At 61.5% G+C, this 16,124-nt stretch carries 16 protein-coding genes; 4 read left to right on the top strand and 12 right to left on the bottom strand.

The window, feature by feature from the left end; all coding sequences use genetic code 11:
* Positions 1 to 11: 11 nt before the first annotated feature.
* The 5 genes from M0D64_RS25415 to M0D64_RS25395 all read right to left on the bottom strand — a co-directional run bounded on the left by M0D64_RS25415 (position 12) and on the right by M0D64_RS25395 (position 7,556).
* Positions 12 to 1,163, bottom strand: a complete 1,152-nt coding sequence (locus M0D64_RS25415) for a CmpA/NrtA family ABC transporter substrate-binding protein (protein ID WP_266259706.1) — start codon at positions 1,161 to 1,163, stop codon at positions 12 to 14.
* Positions 1,164 to 1,173: 10 nt separating this feature from the next.
* The gene (locus tag M0D64_RS25410) at positions 1,174 to 1,749 is read right to left on the bottom strand and encodes an ANTAR domain-containing response regulator (RefSeq protein WP_054036012.1); all 576 of its coding nucleotides are present in this window, start codon (positions 1,747 to 1,749) and stop codon (positions 1,174 to 1,176) included.
* Positions 1,750 to 1,927: 178 nt separating this feature from the next.
* Positions 1,928 to 3,763 (bottom strand): tetratricopeptide repeat protein, encoded by a 1,836-nt coding sequence (locus M0D64_RS25405; protein WP_323135782.1) that lies wholly within the window; start codon positions 3,761 to 3,763, stop codon positions 1,928 to 1,930.
* Positions 3,764 to 3,854: 91 nt separating this feature from the next.
* A complete protein-coding gene (locus M0D64_RS25400) occupies positions 3,855 to 5,960 on the bottom strand; it encodes a S8 family serine peptidase (protein ID WP_266259705.1) in 2,106 nt (701 codons plus the stop codon).
* Between the two features lie 357 nt (positions 5,961 to 6,317).
* Complete coding sequence (locus M0D64_RS25395; RefSeq protein ID WP_266259704.1) at positions 6,318 to 7,556, bottom strand: cyanate transporter; 1,239 nt, start codon at positions 7,554 to 7,556, stop codon at positions 6,318 to 6,320.
* Positions 7,557 to 7,825: 269 nt separating this feature from the next.
* Here M0D64_RS25395 and M0D64_RS25390 point away from each other — a divergent pair, with 269 nt between their 5' ends.
* Positions 7,826 to 8,569 (top strand): GntR family transcriptional regulator, encoded by a 744-nt coding sequence (locus M0D64_RS25390; RefSeq protein WP_266259703.1) that lies wholly within the window; start codon positions 7,826 to 7,828, stop codon positions 8,567 to 8,569.
* 244 nt (positions 8,570 to 8,813) lie between these two features.
* Here the strand turns inward: M0D64_RS25390 and infA are convergent, their stop codons facing one another.
* From infA to M0D64_RS25375, 3 genes are all read right to left on the bottom strand, one after another.
* Positions 8,814 to 9,086 carry a translation initiation factor IF-1 gene (gene infA, locus M0D64_RS25385; protein ID WP_012427521.1) on the bottom strand — a complete coding sequence of 91 codons (273 nt, stop codon included), beginning with the start codon at positions 9,084 to 9,086 and terminating at the stop codon, positions 8,814 to 8,816.
* 130 nt (positions 9,087 to 9,216) lie between these two features.
* Entirely contained in the window at positions 9,217 to 9,498 is a 282-nt protein-coding gene (locus M0D64_RS25380; protein ID WP_093635985.1) for a hypothetical protein, read from the bottom strand.
* A 566-nt stretch (positions 9,499 to 10,064) separates the two neighbouring features.
* Entirely contained in the window at positions 10,065 to 10,283 is a 219-nt protein-coding gene (locus M0D64_RS25375) for a hypothetical protein (protein WP_028194708.1), read from the bottom strand.
* A 349-nt stretch (positions 10,284 to 10,632) separates the two neighbouring features.
* On the opposite strand from M0D64_RS25375, the gene M0D64_RS25370 reads away from it, so the two are divergent.
* Positions 10,633 to 11,277, top strand: a complete 645-nt coding sequence (locus M0D64_RS25370) for a transcriptional regulator (RefSeq protein WP_266259702.1) — start codon at positions 10,633 to 10,635, stop codon at positions 11,275 to 11,277.
* 141 nt (positions 11,278 to 11,418) lie between these two features.
* Here M0D64_RS25370 and M0D64_RS25365 read toward each other — a convergent pair whose 3' ends face one another.
* The gene (locus tag M0D64_RS25365) at positions 11,419 to 12,213 is read right to left on the bottom strand and encodes an SDR family oxidoreductase (protein ID WP_266259701.1); all 795 of its coding nucleotides are present in this window, start codon (positions 12,211 to 12,213) and stop codon (positions 11,419 to 11,421) included.
* Positions 12,214 to 12,410: 197 nt separating this feature from the next.
* Positions 12,411 to 12,815, bottom strand: coding sequence for an OsmC family protein (locus M0D64_RS25360; RefSeq protein ID WP_266259700.1), 405 nt, complete (start codon positions 12,813 to 12,815; stop codon positions 12,411 to 12,413).
* Positions 12,816 to 13,059: 244 nt separating this feature from the next.
* Between M0D64_RS25360 and M0D64_RS25355 the strand changes: the two genes are divergently transcribed.
* A complete protein-coding gene (locus M0D64_RS25355) occupies positions 13,060 to 13,254 on the top strand; it encodes a DUF1653 domain-containing protein (RefSeq protein ID WP_266259699.1) in 195 nt (64 codons plus the stop codon).
* A gap of 86 nt (positions 13,255 to 13,340) precedes the next feature.
* Complete coding sequence (locus tag M0D64_RS25350; RefSeq protein ID WP_028194701.1) at positions 13,341 to 13,535, top strand: YqaE/Pmp3 family membrane protein; 195 nt, start codon at positions 13,341 to 13,343, stop codon at positions 13,533 to 13,535.
* A 44-nt stretch (positions 13,536 to 13,579) separates the two neighbouring features.
* On the opposite strand, the gene M0D64_RS25345 is transcribed toward M0D64_RS25350, so the two are convergent.
* A complete protein-coding gene (locus M0D64_RS25345; protein ID WP_171928766.1) occupies positions 13,580 to 13,879 on the bottom strand; it encodes a 2Fe-2S iron-sulfur cluster-binding protein in 300 nt (99 codons plus the stop codon).
* A 90-nt stretch (positions 13,880 to 13,969) separates the two neighbouring features.
* Positions 13,970 to 15,961 carry a sigma-54-dependent Fis family transcriptional regulator gene (locus M0D64_RS25340; protein ID WP_266259698.1) on the bottom strand — a complete coding sequence of 664 codons (1,992 nt, stop codon included), beginning with the start codon at positions 15,959 to 15,961 and terminating at the stop codon, positions 13,970 to 13,972.
* Positions 15,962 to 16,124: the final 163 nt, after the last annotated feature.

Below are 16,124 nucleotides of genomic sequence, written 5' to 3'. Positions count from 1 at the left end.
AACCGCAACCGCTAAGCGCGGATCGCGAAGCTCTGCGCGTAAGCCTTGGATGCCGTATCGCTACCCCACACCTTACCGTCGATCAGCACTTGAGAGCGCTCATCGTCCGGCACCGCTATGCCGACGCGTGCTGCCGCCTCACGATACAACTGCGTCTGATTGATGTGCGCCGCGATTTCCGCATAATCCGCGCGTGGGTCGATCATGCCCCAACGTTCGAACTGCGTGAGGAACCAGGCACCGTCGGTTGCTCGCGGATAATTCACCGCGCCGTTGTCGAAGAACCGCATGGGCAGGCCCCGTGGCGCTGAGGCCGCGATCTCGCTGCCGAGCCGCGCCGCAATCAACGCTTCATCGATACCGATAAATTCGGGCCGCGCGAGCCAACGTGCAATCTCCTCGCGATGCCCCGCGCCGTCGAGCCAGCGGCACGCTTCGAGCATGGTCTGCACCAGCGCCCGCGCCGTATTCGGATTCGCGCTGACAAAATCGCGCCGGCAGGCCAGCACTTTCTCGGGATGATCGGGCCACACTTCGCTCGTGTAAGCGACCGTCCTGCCGACGCCTTCCGCTTCAGCCATTGCATTCCACGGCTCGCCGACACAGGAGCCATCGAGCCTTTCTTCCGCGAGTGCGGCGACCATTTGCGGCGGCGGAATCGCGACGCTCTCGATATCGCGCAACGGATGCACGCCTTGCGACGCGAGCCAGTAGTACAGCCACATTGCGTGCGTGCCGGTGGGGAAGGTCTGCGCGAACACCGGCTTGCGTCCGAGCGTCGCCAAAGCCTTGGGCAAGGTGCCGTGTTCGGCTAATGCGTCGGCGAGACGATTCGAGAGCGTGATTGCCTGGCCGTTGCGATTGAGCACCATCAGCACGGCCATATCCGTTTGCGGGCCGCCGAGGCCGAGTTGCACGCCGTACACGAGACCGTAGAGCACATGCGCCGCATCGAGATCGCCCGACAGTAGTTTGTCGCGCACGGCGGCCCATGACGGCTGGCGGCACAGCTCCAGCGTCAGTCCGTGGGCGTGGCCGAATTCGAGCAGCTTTGCGGCGACGAGCGGTGCGGCATCGGCTAGTGCGACGAACCCGAGCCGCAAATGGGTTTTCTCGAGCGGCACAGGCGCGGACGATGGGGCGAGGGAGCTGGAAGAGTTCATGTGCGGCGCTTCATTTGAGCGAGTCGGCCGCCGCGACGACGGCGCGCGCGACTTCGGCGAGTTTGACGCCCTGGTTCATTGCGCGCTTGCGCAGGTTGGCGTAGGCGGCGTGTTCCGTGATCTTCAGTTGATCCATCAGCAGACGTTTGGCGCGATCGATCAGCTTGCGTTCGGCGAGTTCGTTTTCGACTTGCGCGAGGCGTTCGCGCAACTCCGATTCCTGTGCGAATCGTGCGAGTGCGACTTCGAGGATCGGCGCCAGTCGTTCCGTCGCGAGCCCTTCGACGAGGTAGGCCGTGACCCCGGCTCCGACCGCGTCGCGGATCAATTGCTGATTCGCGTCGTGACTGAACATCAGCACCGGACGTGGCGCGGTGGCGTTCATGACCGCGAGTTGTTCGAGCGTGTCGCGCGACGGCGATTCCGTATCGATGATGATGACGTCGGGCCGCTCGCTCTGGACCACGCGGTGGAGCGCTTGTGGCGTCGCCGTGCCGGCCAGCATCTCATAGCCGAGTCGTGCGAGGGCGTCGCGCAGATCGCCTATCGGCTTGTCGGTATCGGTTACGAGGAGAACGCGCAGCATGAGGTGTGGTTTATCGACGGCTGGCTACTGTTAAAGCAACGTGTATGCCAGTGCGAGACGATTGCGATGAAGACAACGCAATCATGGGCTTACAAACAGTGTAAGCCACAGGAGCTGCACCCGTACGGGGCATGCACAAGGCATGCACCGAAGCGGCGCATGAGGTATGAACATTGTTTTAATGAACGCAAAGGCGGGCTGCCGGGGCGTCACGCCACACTTGCAACGCGGCCCGCACTTCATTGACAACGGGATCCCACTTGCCCAGTTCCTGCTGCCGGAATAGACGCATTGACGGATACCATGGGCTATCGGTTCTGTTGGTCAACCATCGCCACTCGGAGTAGGCGGGTACCAGCACCCAAACGGGAAGTCCGGCCGCACCGGCAAGATGCGCGACCGACGTGTCGACGGTAATCAGAAGATCGAGCGTTTGCAGTATTGCCAGGGTGTCAGTGAAACCGTTGATTGAAGGGCCCAACGTGTGCAGGTCGTATTCATGCGCCAGGCTTTCGCTTTCACGCTCGCGGTTGCCTTTTTGCACGGAATACCAGGTCACCCCGGCAAGCCCAAACAGGGGCCTTAGCGCATCGAGCCGGATTGACCTGTAACGGTCAAGAACATGGTTCGGGCTACCTGCCCAAACGACGCCGACGCGTCTGTTATTGGAATGTCTTCTGCTCGATGAAATAGCATCGATACGAGCCCGCCATTGGCGCGGCTTATCGGGTGGCGCCGTCAGATACGGCATAGCGACGGGGAGCATCGATATATCGAGTTTCATATGCTCCGGCATCCTTAGCATGTGGCACCAGTAGTCGTAAGGTCCGGACGGCATCGTTGTGAATACGGCATGCACGCCCGTCATGCTGATCGCCAATTCCGCTATCGGCCCGCTTACCAGCACATCAACTGTTGCCTCCTGGCGATGCAGCCATTCGGCAAATCTGATGAACTGTATTTCGTCGCCGAGCCCCTGTTCACCAACGAGAAGGAACCGGCAACCCGCAACGGGTTCCCCGTTCCATTCGCGGAAGATGGGCCGGACTTGTTCGTTTTGCCTGTCCGGCAGATCGTAGAACCATCTGTACCGCTTCCAGCCTTCTTCGAATTCCCCGAGCCCAAGCAGCACGCCCGCAAGATGGAATTGCATGTGAGGGTTATCCGGCAGAAGCCGTGCCGCTTCCATACTATGCGGCCGACTTTCGGCGATTTTTCCGCATATGCTGAGTGCGCGTGCCGCGTTGTGATGCAGGAGCGGATGATGCGGATCGATGGCGAGACCTTGTCGGGCGACACTGAGCGCGTCATTGAAGCGATCGCTTGTGTTCAGTACGAAGGCCAACGCTTTTAGAGCGTTGGCATCGCCGGCAAAGCGGATTCTTATCTGCGTGATCGCATTGGCAAGCTCGTGCATACGGCCGGATTTTGCGAGTACGGCGATCAGGCCGAGTCCATCGTTCAGGCTGGCCGGTTCGAGTGTCCATGCGCGGCGCCAGTAATGCGCCGCGCTATCAAGTTGCCCGAGTTGCGCATGGATGCGGGCCAGGGCGCGAATCGCGTGATGCAGCCCCGGTTCGATTTCAATCGACTTCTCGTAGTGAGTTATCGCCTCCGTGAGGTGGCCGGATAGCCGCAGGCAGTCGCCGAGGTTTCTGTGGAGACTGGCCGTACTGCCAGCCAGGATGATTGCGCGACGATAGAACGCTTCAGCCGATTCGTGCTTGCCTGCCAACGCTGCAAGCAGGCCCGCGTGCTCCCATAGTTCGGCCCGGTCAGGGGCGGCGTGCAGTGCCTGCTCGAGGTAGCCGTGGGCTCGCTCCATGTCGTTCGTATGAACGCAAGCGAGTCCCATGCGGTGCAGCGCGTGAGCGTCGCGTGGACGCACGCTTAGCACCTGCCGGTAAGCGACGATCGCCTCTGTCATCCGTCGCGCGGAAAAATGCACGTCTGCACGTGCGATGAGCGCGTCGACGTCTGGGTCATCGTTATTGAAACGGGGGATTCTGAACATCGACAGGAGGTCCTGGGGCAAGTTTGTCGCGCGCGGGAAGTCGCCCCTGCGATCCGCAGCAGGGGGACAGTGTCATTCCGTTGGCAGAGGCTTATTGTGTATAAGTTGCCAGAATGGAAGCACCCCTGACGGTTGAGTTAGGGACACTCACTATGCCGTAGTAAGTCCCGGGCGCCGGGTTGGAGAGCGTGCAAATTGCATTCGCACCTTTGGTCCAGGCGTTCCCGCAGTCAGGACGGAGCAAGGAAGGCGTGCCGGCCCTGAGATACAGCGTTCCGGTTTCGCCGTTGGCGCCGGGTGACAGGCTAAAAGTGAGGCTCTTTACGCCCGCTGGAACGTCCAGTGCGAAATACCGCATATCGCCAGGGTTCGCCGAAAACGTCGTCGGAATATTGGGGCTGATATCCGTAATAGCCGGTGGCAAGACCTGGAAAGGGCGCGTCAGCCGGCTAATGGCCCCGGTGTTATCCGTCACGGTCAGTGTGATTTCGTAAATACCAGGATAGTCATAGTTCGTGGTCGGATTGACTGATTGCGTACGTGTGAAATCAGGGGCTCCAGCACCGAAATTCCAGGACCATGACTTGATGGGCACACCCCTCGCAGTAGAGAGGTCGGTACATGACACCTGCATCACCGCTGTATGCTCAGAGCATTTGAAATCCGCCGCGGCTGGAATCTTTCCGGACCTGGCTGCAACGACGGTTGCGTTCGCATCCAGAATGCCCTGCCCGAGCGGTCGATCTGGCTGACCCGTGGGAAAGGGCTGTGCATTTTGCGAGAGCAGGGTTCGCATTTCAGCGGCGCTTAGGGGCGAGGGAGCGGCTGACTGGGCGAGCGCGATCACAGCGCTTACCATCGGTGTCGCCATCGAAGTGCCGTTCATGAAGGCATACGCTTCGGCCCCCGGCGCAGTTGTTCCGCTGTTGTAGGTGGACCAGATCGAGTCGGCCGGCGCAGCGATATCGACCCCTGCGCCGAAGTTTGAACCGATCCACCTCGCACCATAGCGATTGCTACCGCCGACATTGATGACGTTGCGGCAGTTAGCGGGCTCAAAATTTGTTGCGCTGGCCTGATCGTTGCCCGCCGCCGCGGCGACCACAGCCCCCTGACTGACTGCATAGTCGATCGCGTTCTGAAATGTCGTTTCGCAGAATCCGCTACCGCCGAGGCTCACATTGATGATCCTGGCCGGGTGGGCGTTGGCGGGGACGCCCGGAACACTCCCGCCAGCGGCCCATACGATGCCGTCGGCGATATCGGACGTATAGCCTTTGCCGCACCCGTTCAGCACCCGGACCGGGACGACCTTTGCAGCAGAAGCAATGCCGGCGAAACCCAGGCCGTTATTGGCGGGCGCGGCCATGATGCCCGCGACATGCGTGCCGTGCCACTGGACCGAGCACGTCTCTGTTGTGATTCCCGGATTGCTGCCATTGCCGCCCCGGTTATACGCGGTGAAATCGTACCCAGGCAGGATATTGGCATCCAGGTCGCTATGACTCGTTACGCCGTTATCCACCATCGCGATCACGGCCCCCGAACCGCTAGCAATATCCCACGCGCCCTCGGCCCGTATTCCCGGGTAGGGGGTTGTGGGCTTCAGGTTCGAGGCCAAACTCCACTGCCTGAAATACTCCGGATCGTTCGGAACCCTGGTTGTCGACATTTCCGTATCGGGTTCGACATATTCGACGTTAGGGTCCGATGCGATGGCGCGCATGAATGCTTTCGCCTCCTTCGCCGTCAGCTTGCGCTCCGTTGTCACCACGTCAGCGCCGATGCCCATGCGGCGCATGTGGCGCGCCTTCGACGGGAAAGCATTCGCCAGCCGGTTAAGTTTTGATTGCACCGCCGATGCTGCTCCGCGCTCGGCGGTGCCGGTTTTGTACTTGATGATGAAGCGGTCGCTGGACACATCTGGCGACAGGCTGGTCGTATTCATCTTCAGCGCTGTTTGCAGTGGAACGGTGTTTGAGTTGGCGGCGTTTGCCGCAGCAGCGACTGGCTCCTTAGCTTCGGAAGTCGCGTCGCTGGCGTTGCTTCCGCCACATGCTACGAGTACCAGCGAAAGCGAAATACAGGCAGCGCATGCCAACGCATAGCGCGCTCCGGCTTTGGACCGCAGCGCGCTAATGGAGGCGGTTGTTCTACGAGAGCCGTTCCGCACGCTCTCATCTGTCTTTTGATTCACGGTTTTATTCCCGGTACGACATACAGAAATGATTGCCCCTGTTTTTGTGAAGTAGTCGTACTGCGGTCATCAGCGGTGCCAAAGCCATAGGTCGTGATTTGGCCAGCCGGCACAGGCCATTTTTCAGACAGGGTTAAGATTCCTAACTAATGACCGTTGGTGACGGCTGCGTGGTACGCGACCTTCTGCGGCTGTTAGTCAGCCGGTCAGGTTCTTATGTTTGAACGCTATAGATAGCTTGATGAAGAGAATAAATAGCCTGATTAATATAAACAATCAGGGCTTTCTATTTTTCGGTCAGAAAATTTACCGGCCGTGTAAGGCCATCGACGCGCGTCCACGCAGCATGCCAACGCATCAGTTCCATTTCGCGTAACTGCGGGGCGAAAAGAAGACACTCACGACGATCATGGCGGCAACGCTAACGGCCAGCATGACCCAGGTGGCGCCGAACCCGCCAGTCCAGCCCCGGACCATGCCGGCAAAAACGGGCGTAATAGCCGCTACAACGAAGCCGACACCTTGCGTAAACGCGACAAGCTTTCCGGCCACGCTGTGGTGTGCCGAATGATCCATAGCGGTAACGAGCGTCAGCGAGAATGTGCCGCCAAGCCCGGCGCCGGCAATGCCAACCCACACCAGCGGCGCGGCATCGGGCCAGAAGATCAAGCCAAGCAGGCCGACCAGTTGCGCCGACAATCCGAGGATCAACCACGGGCGCCGATCCCGGAACGGTGCGGCAGCAAGAGGCAGCAATAAGGCCGCCGCGGCCTGAAACACCGTCATGCCGGCAAGGAGCGAACCGCTCTCCGCGACACTCGCGCCATGCTGTTGATAGAACGCCGGCAACCACGCGACGAGCGTCGTATACCCACCGTTAACGATCCCGAAGTACAAGCCAAGCGTCCACGCGCGTCGCTTGCGCCAGAGCGAAGAAGCGATCGCATCTGCCGGAGCGGGCTGTGCCGCAGGGCCGTGCGAAGGTCCGCGGTTCAACCCCAGCCAGCACAGCAAGGCCACGAGAGCGGGAATCGCCCATACCGCGAGCCCCGCATGCCACGACCCCATCGCGGCGCTTACCCACGGACTCAGGCGTGCCCCGAGGCCGCCGCCGCCCATGATCGATGCCGAGAAAACCCCCATCGCAAGCGGCACGCGTGCAGGGAAACGCTGCTTCAGGACGGCGGGCAGCAGCGCCTGAATCGCCGCGACACCGACGCCCGCGAGCGCAGCCGTCGCAAGGAGCGCAGCGCCGCCGGCGGTCGACCAGCGGGCGCCGCAGGCAAGCGCGATCGCCAGCAAACCGAGTGCAACGCCGCGCGTTTCGCCGATCGACCGGGTTAGCACGCCCGCGCCGAATGCACCGATGCCCATCGCGACGACCGGCAGGCTGGTCAACAGCGACGCGCCGTAAAAGCTCAACCCGGTTGCGTCGCGGATCGTCGTCATCAGGGGGCTGATCGACGTCAGCAGGGGCCGCAGATTGATGCCGATCACGACAATCGCGCACAGCCATAGCGCGTCGCGCCACGTGAGCGCGTGGGATGCGTCGTTGGCATGGGCTGGGGTCGGGCTGGCGCTGGAGTGCGAGTTCACAATGGACCTGAATGCGAGAGTGGGCGTCACCTTGCAAGCGGGAAGAGGACGCTGCGGGTCGCTGCGCGACCGCCGGCGGCAAGGCGGATGACGAGCCGCGAGCAGGGTGAAAAAGACCGTGCGCGACTATTTTGGTTGACCATAATATCATGGGATGGTTAACCATTTTTCTAATGCCCGGTATAAGCCCGAGCGCCCGCGGATGGCGCCTGCCACCCCGCGTCGCTACAATGCCGGGCGATATCGCTCCGTTCTCCATTACTGAACTCATGGTCTCCCGTTCCTCGCGTACGCCGTCCGTCAGCACCGGCACACCCATCCGCAGCGCGCCCGAAGACGACTCGATCAGCGTCGAAGAGCGCATTTATGCGTTGATCACCGCGGCATTGCTACAGGGCCGTCTGCGGCCGGGCGCGCAACTGGTCGAGCGCGATCTCGCCGCGGCGTTCGGTTGTACGCGCGGTGCGTTGCGCAAGGTGCTCGCGCGGCTGGGTTTCGAAGGCAAGCTGGTGCTCGAGGCGAATCGCGGCGCGTTCGTGCCGTCGCCATCGGAAGAAGACATTCGTCAGGTGTATCGCGCCCGGCAGATTGTCGAGGCGGGCATCGTGGCGGCTTTATGCGGGAATTTGAGTGCGGCTCACAAGCGCCGCCTGCGCGCCCATGTGCGCAGCGAAGAGAAGGCGTCACACGCCGGCGCAGTCGAAGAATCCGTGCGGCTCGCAGGCCAGTTTCATGTGCTGTTGACGGAACTGGCGGGCGGGACGGAATTGCTCGGACTGGTTGGGCAACTCGTCGCAAAGACCGAGTTATACAAGGCCTTGTTCGACCCGTCGAAGGGTTCGGCCTGCTCTGCGGACGAACATATGCAGATCATCGAAGCGCTCGATGCGGGCGACCTGCATGCGGCCCTGGCGGCGATGCGCGAGCATCTGTCGGAGCTGGAGGAGCGGGTGGTCGAGCAGGTGCGCAAAAGCGCCGCCGGAGAGGATCTCGGTGCGGTGTTCGGGGTATGAAAAGGAAGCAACGGAAACTGCGCAAGGGTGTGAGACACCCGACTGCGGCAGGACGGGTCGAGGCGCCAGGCGTGCTGCAAAGCGCGTAGCCCATGCGACGCCGCGGCGCGCCACTCAGGCTCGAGTCAACGAATCAAGCCGGAGAAGGCGCGCGAAAGGCTTCGCGAACAACCAGATAGCAACAATTGACCACGCCCGGACCGGTCATGAAACAACTCAGGAAGCGGTCAGCGTGCCGCCAGCCTTAACGGCGACGGAATTGGGTATTGCGTGCGCCGCCGCCACCGGTGGCGCGCTCGTCTTTGTGACGGAAATTGATCCGGCCTTTGGTCAGATCGTAAACCGACAGTTCCAGCGTGACGCGGTCGCCCGCGAGAATACGGATGTGATTCTTGCGCATGCGGCCGGACGCGTAAGCGCCAACCACGACGCCGTTGTCGAGCGTCACGCGGTAACGACTGTCCGGAAGTACTTCGTCGACGATACCGTCAAGTTCAAGCAGTTCTTCTTTCGCCATGCATAACTCCTGGTCGATGGGATAAGTGGGTGTTGGCCGCGCGGTTAAGCCTGGCGCAACATCTGATACGGTTGACAGTTGGCTTTCAGGCCAACTGCTGCGGCACCAGCGGATTCGCTGATAGTACCGCTCAAAGATCGGCGACGGACTGGCCGTCTACACGGCCGTCGATCAATTGCTCGGCGTGGGCCATGCACGCAATGCGCGCCTTGCCCGTGCCGTCGAACGGAAACAGATACTGCAGACGGAACACACGCCCGTCGGCTGCCGGATTGGCGCCCACGCGGCAGATGCGCACCGACGCGTCGTAACCTGCGTCCGGATTGCGGCCCGTCTGACCGTCCGCCGGGCGGCGCGGATAGACGAGCGGGTGAATTTCGTAACCCTTGTACGTCTTGACAACTGAATTCATGAAGCACGTGTCCTGTATTACGTGGCCGCCGTGTCACGCGTGTTACGCGCGGCACGACAGACCCGGCAGCGCAGCACCTTGGGGCGCGCCGCCATGGAAAAAGGTTGGCACAGGCCCGATGGCAAGGGCATGAGCGCGGCCGCGCAAAATCGCGGATTCGATGGAGAAGAAACACGCTGATGTCGCGCAGACATCGGGCGCGTAAATGAACCACTCAGCTGCACAACTCGCGACGGCGAATGCAGGCGGCGCATTGCCGGAGTGACGGGATCGCTGACAGGCAGCGGTCGAACAGTCGGGGGTGGTGCGGAGACGCCGATTGATACTGTGCTTGGTACTGCCGCTTGTATTCCCGCGCTGCATTCCCGATAGTGCGGATGCGGAATACAGCTATTCCAATATGATGCACTAAATGGGGCTAATTGGATAGCAAAAAGTTCCGCGCGCGGGCAAACCGCCCAGCCGGCGGGGCTTTGGGCGAAAAAGGGCTGCCGCGAACGGAGCGCCGGGGCATGAGCGGCACGCCGTGTATGAGACCGCGCCGCGAGGGTGAAGGCGGGCGAGCTTCAGCGGGTGGTTTCGGCGACGCGCTTTTGCAGCTCGCGTGAAGCGGCGAGCGGGATGCGCGCATCATCCCAGCCGGCGAGCCATTCGACTTCCTTCGAGGTAAAAATCTGCCCGTGATTGCGCAGCGTGTATTGCAGTGAATCGATGATGTGATTGCGGATGATTTCGGGCGTGCCTTCGTCATCGAGCACGGCGCGAAACGCTTCGAGCGTAGCCATCTGTTGCTCCGTGAAATAGTTGGTTCTTTTATCGCACGAAAAAAAATCGCCCGCCAAGCGAACAAAAATCCCCGGGTGCGGATGCAACAACTGGAACGGGGCTACAGCACGCCGTCGAGCGCCCATCAAGGCCCCGCGCGCGATGCGGCCCCGCAATAAAAAAGCTGCTGCGCTGGCGCCGTGCCGTCGCGGTCGTCGCTGGCGATTGGGGTCGTTACAATGGCGAGTTGCAGCGCGCGGCTGTCCGGCGTTGTTGTGCTTGCCTCGGCTGCCGGCCATAACCTCGGCGTCCCTTTTTGCTCAATCAGGCTAAAGCGGCGCCGCCTCCCTGGAACACTGCGATTTCTCAATGCGCAAGACAACCGTCTCTCCTGTGAAAGACCTGCTGCTGGACCGCTACGCACCCATCGCAGACGGCATTGCGGCCTTGTTCTATCCGTGTGCCGAAGTCGTGATTCACGACCTGCGTGATCAGACCATCGCGTATCTCGTGAACAACCTGTCGAAGCTCGAAGTCGGTGGCCCTTCGGTACTCGATGAAGTCCACTACGCGGCGCGCGGCCGGACGATCGGGCCGTACGAGAAGCTCAACTGGGACGGCCGTCGCATGCGCTGCGTGAGCAACATCCTGTTCGACGACGAGGGCAAGCCGGCCGGCATGCTGTGCGTCAACTTCAACATCGCGGTGTTCGAAGATGTGCGCTCCACGCTAGATCTGTTCATCAAAGGCGGCAATCTGACAGACGCGCCCGCGGAAGATCTGTTCCGGGATGACTGGCAGGACCGCATCAACACGTTCCTGCACACCTGGCTGCGCGAGCGGCAAATCGGCATCAATGCACTCACGCGCGAACACAAGCGGGAAATCGTCGAGGCGCTGCATGCGCAGGGCGCGTTTCGCGGCCGCAGTTCGGCGAACTATGTGGCGGCCGTGCTGACGATGGGGCGCGCGACCGTCTATAAGATTCTGAAGCAGATGAAAGAGGGCGGCTGACGGTCCGCAGATCGTGGAGGACTAGCGCTGCCCACCGCCGGACCCGGCAGTGAGTCGGTCATCAAGCTGATCAGTAAACCGATACGCCCGCGCCGATACGCCCGCGAGATTAAGCCCGCACCGCGAGAAGAGTTGCTGCGTTCAGCTGTGCAGTCCCATTTTGCCGCTCGCCATGGCGGCGACACGGACCACGAGCCCCCTGGGAAGCAAGCGTGACAGCCAGGTCGCGGCTCGCACGCTGGTCCGCCCCGGATACGCAACCGCCTTTCTTTTGTCGAAGGCCTTGAGCGTTTCCTGAACGACGGACTCCGAGCTGTCCATGTCTTTCGGCGACACGTTGGTCGACACCCCGTCGAAGAAGCTCGTTGCCGTAGGTCCCGGACAGGCCGCCATCACATGCACGCCCGTGCCGACGAGTTCGAATTGCAGCGCCTCGCTGAAGAAAAGGACGAAAGCCTTGGTCGCCGCGTAAGTGGCCATATGCGGGAGGGGCTGAAAGCTCGCGTTGGACGCGAGGTTGATGATGCCGCCCCTGCCGCGTTTCGCCATGCCGCTGCCAAACCGATGACTGAGAGCGACGAGCGCCTGAACGTTGACCTGAATCTGCGACTGCTCTTTCGTCGGATCGTGCGAGAGGAAACTGCCGGTCAGACCTAGCCCGGCATTGTTGACGAGCAGATCGACCTGAATGCCGCGGCGCTCGAGTTCCTCGCCGATCTGGAGGGCGGCGTCGGGATGGCTCAAGTCGATATTCAGCGCAACGGTTTGCACGCCGTGTCTGGCGGAAAGTCCTTCCGCCAGAGCCTGCAATGTGTCAGCAGAGCGGGCGACCAGCACAAGGTTCATGCCGCGTGCGGCCAGCGTCTCCGCAAAGACCTTGCCGAGTCCTTTTGAGGCTCCGGTAATCAGGGCGGTCGAGCCGCGATAGACAAACATGTTCTGCTCCTTGCTGCGGGGTGGGCCTGCATTTGCGTTGCGTGCGTCATCTCAGGTCGCCGGTCAACAGCATCGACTCGATGCTGAACGCCGGACTGTTCTGAGGACGTGACGCATTGTGCGAGCTGGAGCGTTTTTTGATAATTGGCGTGTCTTTTGAATCATTTTCAAAAAAAACGAAAAGATCGTGGGCCGCCTCACCACTGCATCGTCGTGTCGATTCGTGTTCCCCGTTTGATGAACAGGGTTACCGGCGTCTTCTCGCAGATTTCGCCAAGGCGCTTGCGCTGGCTATCGTCGAGAGGCCCATCGACGGAAACGGTGCGCCGAATGGTTTGACCGCCGTCGCGTTCGACGTGCAATTGCGTGTCCACCTTGATCCGGCCGCCCGGCCATGCTTTTTTCTGCATGTACATCCTGAGCGTTGCAGCGGTGCATGCCGCGAGGCCCGAAAGGACGAATTCAAAGGGAGCCGGGCCGCTATCCTGTCCCCCTTCGCGCGGCCCTTCATCACCGAGCAGGCTGTGTGTGCCCGCATCGATTTTGACGACATAGTTGGGTGAATCTGCGTCCGAGGTGGCGGTTGCGATCGCGAGAGTCATCATTGTCCTCATTGGTGTCACGTCAAAAGATTGAGCGCATGCCCATGCCACTGCCTGGGCACGCGGCGAAATGCGCGGGCGAAGGTTTCTCTGCAAGTGTTGGCGATAGCGTAAGCCTGCATCAGTGATCTTTCGGGGTCCAGCACAGGTTTACAATGACAGCCGCAATAAAACCACGTGCTCTGCTTCGGAGGACGTCGGCCCGTTTATAAACGATTCCGTTGATCGGGACAGGAGTAGTTGAATGGTGCGTTATCGACACTACAAAGGCGGCATTTACGAGCTGGTTTGCGAGGCCACGCTGGAGTCCGATCCGACGATCACGATGATCGTCTACAAAGCCAGCAATGGTACGATCTGGACGCGTCCGGCTTCGGTGTTTTTCGAGCTGGTCGAAGTCGACGGCACCAAGGTGCCGCGCTTCGCACCGATCAACTAGGCTGCCTCGTTCAGGCAGTCGTTATCGTCATCACGATTGCACTCGAAGAACGTGTGCCGCCAGGTCAATACAAACAGGAAATCTGAATGCGTCTTTTGCTTGCCATCATTCTGCCGTGGTTTCAGTTCTTCACGATCGGCCGGCCTTTTGCCGGAATCATCTGCCTGATTCTGCAGATCACACTGATCGGCTGGATTCCGGCTGCGATCTGGTCGGTGTATGCACTGAGTCAGTACAACACCGACAAGAAAATCGCCCGCGCGATGGGCAACGGGCGGTAAGGCCGAATACGATGCGGGCGGCGCGAGGCACTGTCCTCGCGCTGCTATATTTCGACCGCGTCCGGCGCCTCGATCACCACGTCGGTTTCCGCGATCGCCACGCACGGCAGGATGTAGCCTTCCGCTTTTTCTTCCCGGCTGAGACCCGGCCATTCGATCGTGTAGCGCACGCGTCCCGCCGTCATTTTGCATAGGCAGGTGCGGCATGTGCCGTTGCGACACGAGCGTGGCAGACGCAGATTCGCAAAGCCGGCGGCTTCAAGGATCGTCAGCGAATCGGGCGCTTCGAAGCTTTGGCCAAGCGGCTCGACGCGAACGAGGGGTGGGCGGGTGGAGTCGGACATCGTGTGAATCGGTGACGGATTGCGCCACACTTTACACGCTGCACAATGTGCTCACAGCACGCCACCGAGCTCGCAGGCATCTTCGCTGTTTCAATGCGTCGTGTTCCCACGCCGCAGATACCGATACACCGTATTTCGCGCAAGCCCCAACTCGCGTGCCGCTGCGGACACGTTACCGTCGAGTCGCGCGAGCGTTTGTGCAATCAACGTAGCCTGCCAATCTTCCATCCGCGCGGGCGACGCATTCGCAGGCGCGGCCGGTTTTTCGCGCTCGCCACAGCCATCGCCGTTGCTCGAAAGCGCCACTGGAGGTTGGGCGCTTTCGTCGACCGCCGCGTCCCCACAATCCTGCAGAAAATCGTCCGGCAAATCCTCGAGTTCGATCTGCTGCGCGCCTTCGGCCATGATGCTGGCGGTGCGCAGCACGTTAGCCAATTGCCGCAGATTGCCTGGCCAGCGGCATTGCGCAAAGCGCTCCAGCACCTCGTCGGACACGCGACGCGGCAACCGCTCGCCATCCGGCTGCAATGCCAGCATGCGCTCGACGAGCGCCGCCAGATCGCTGCGCTCACGCAGCGCCGGCAGGGTGACGACGAGGCCGTTGATCCGGTAATACAGGTCTTCGCGGAAGGTGCCGGCTTCGATCATCGCGCGCAGGTTGCGGTGAGTTGCGCAGACGACGCGCAGATCGACCGGAATCGCCCGCGTGCCGCCGAGCGGCACGACGGTGCGCTCCTGCAACACGCGCATCAGGCGCACTTGCTGGGCGAGCGGCATGTCGCCGATTTCGTCGAGAAAAAGCGTACCGCCATCGGCCTGCACGATCTTGCCGACGCTGCCGCGTTTCTTTGCGCCAGTGAACGCGCCGTCTTCGTAGCCGAACAACTCCGCCTCGATCAGCGTGTCGGGCAACGATGCGCAATTCAGCGCGACGAAGGGCGCGGCCCGCCGCGGCGAATCGTGATGGATGGCGCGGGCGAGCCATTCCTTGCCGGTGCCGGTTTTGCCGAGCACGAGAATGGGAATATCGCGTCCGCGCAGCTTGGCGACTCTTCGCAGGATCGCCGCGACCGTTGCATCGCCGGTATCGAGCGTTTCGAGAGTGGCGAGCGGTGCTGCTTCGCAGGGCTGAGCCGAAGCACGCGCGCTGCTGGACGTGGCCGTACGCGCTGCGTCAGCAAAGCCTTCTGATGAACCGACATAACGTGGCGCAGCAAATTCGCCGCGTGCGACTACGCGCACGCCGCTCGGCAGCGTCAGCTCGATACTTTCGCCTGGCGCGCGGGCGACCTGCTGCAACACTCTGGCAAAGGTGACCCCGAACAGTGCGTCGAACGGTTGCCGTAACAGCTCGCCAAGCGGCTGCCCGAATTGAAACAGTGCGCTGCGATTCGCGGACAGGAATGTGCCGTCCGGCGCGAACGCCGCGAGCCCTTCATACAGCGTGCCGATAAATTCCGCGCGCGCGTGAAAGTGAATGCGAATGGCGTCGACGAATTGATTGGAGAACAGATGATTTTCGATCATCTGCGCCGACATCCGCACGAGCGCAAGCGTGTGCTTGTGGAAGCCGCGCGTGTCCCCACTGACGTCGAGTGCGCCGATGGTGCGCCCGAACGGATCGGCGATGGGCGCGCACGAACAGGTGAGAATCCGGTTCGCGTGCAGGAAGTGCTCGCCGGCATGCACGACGGTCGGCTGCCCGTCGATCAGGGCGGTGCCGATCGCGTTGGTGCCGCGATCCGCTTCGGCCCATGACACGCCCGGGCACAACGCGACGCGATTGGCTTTTTCGACAAAGTCGCTGTCACCGAGACTGTGGAGAATCACGCCGTGAGTGTCGGTGAGCAGCACCATGCTTTGCGTGTCGACGATCTGCGCGTGCAGCGTCTCCATGACAGGGAGCGCGTGGGTATAGAGCGACTGGTTGCGTTCGACGAGTTCACGCAGGGCGGGGCGGCGCAGCGGATGAAAGTCCGGCGTTTCCGACGCTCGCAGGCCGACTTCGAGCGAGCGGGCATGAGCTTGCGCGATGACATCTGGCCGACCGATGATGGGCGGCGTGGCAGAACGATGGACCAATGCATGTCTCCGGTTATCGGATCCGACGGGTGCGTTGCCCGCCGTTGCGTTCCGCAGTGCAACATACGCGTCTGCGGCCGAACACCGATATTACAGGACGAAACCGGCCCCTGGCGAAAGCCGCGCAGCACGAATAAAACCGGGTCGCGCGGGAGAGAAAAAG

The organism is Paraburkholderia sp. WS6, assembly GCF_030464835.1.
GTDB lineage: Bacteria > Pseudomonadota > Gammaproteobacteria > Burkholderiales > Burkholderiaceae > Paraburkholderia > Paraburkholderia madseniana.
The sequence above is the reverse complement of the archived record's forward strand: the minus strand, read 5'-3'. Positions and strand labels throughout refer to the sequence as shown.

Bases quoted from the DNA above. Each gene is read 5' to 3' on its own strand.
- M0D64_RS25415 (WP_266259706.1), bottom strand. From the start codon at position 1,163: ATGAACTCTTCCAGCTCCCTCGCCCCATCGTCCGCGCCTGTGCCGCTC.
- M0D64_RS25410 (WP_054036012.1), bottom strand. From the start codon at position 1,749: ATGCTGCGCGTTCTCCTCGTAACCGATACCGACAAGCCGATAGGCGAT.
- M0D64_RS25405 (WP_323135782.1), bottom strand. From the start codon at position 3,763: ATGTTCAGAATCCCCCGTTTCAATAACGATGACCCAGACGTCGACGCG.
- M0D64_RS25390 (WP_266259703.1), top strand. From the start codon at position 7,826: ATGGTCTCCCGTTCCTCGCGTACGCCGTCCGTCAGCACCGGCACACCC.
- infA (WP_012427521.1), bottom strand. From the start codon at position 9,086: ATGGCGAAAGAAGAACTGCTTGAACTTGACGGTATCGTCGACGAAGTA.
- M0D64_RS25380 (WP_093635985.1), bottom strand. From the start codon at position 9,498: ATGAATTCAGTTGTCAAGACGTACAAGGGTTACGAAATTCACCCGCTC.
- M0D64_RS25375 (WP_028194708.1), bottom strand. From the start codon at position 10,283: ATGGCTACGCTCGAAGCGTTTCGCGCCGTGCTCGATGACGAAGGCACG.
- M0D64_RS25370 (WP_266259702.1), top strand. From the start codon at position 10,633: ATGCGCAAGACAACCGTCTCTCCTGTGAAAGACCTGCTGCTGGACCGC.
- M0D64_RS25365 (WP_266259701.1), bottom strand. From the start codon at position 12,213: ATGTTTGTCTATCGCGGCTCGACCGCCCTGATTACCGGAGCCTCAAAA.
- M0D64_RS25360 (WP_266259700.1), bottom strand. From the start codon at position 12,815: ATGACTCTCGCGATCGCAACCGCCACCTCGGACGCAGATTCACCCAAC.
- M0D64_RS25355 (WP_266259699.1), top strand. From the start codon at position 13,060: ATGGTGCGTTATCGACACTACAAAGGCGGCATTTACGAGCTGGTTTGC.
- M0D64_RS25350 (WP_028194701.1), top strand. From the start codon at position 13,341: ATGCGTCTTTTGCTTGCCATCATTCTGCCGTGGTTTCAGTTCTTCACG.
- M0D64_RS25345 (WP_171928766.1), bottom strand. From the start codon at position 13,879: ATGTCCGACTCCACCCGCCCACCCCTCGTTCGCGTCGAGCCGCTTGGC.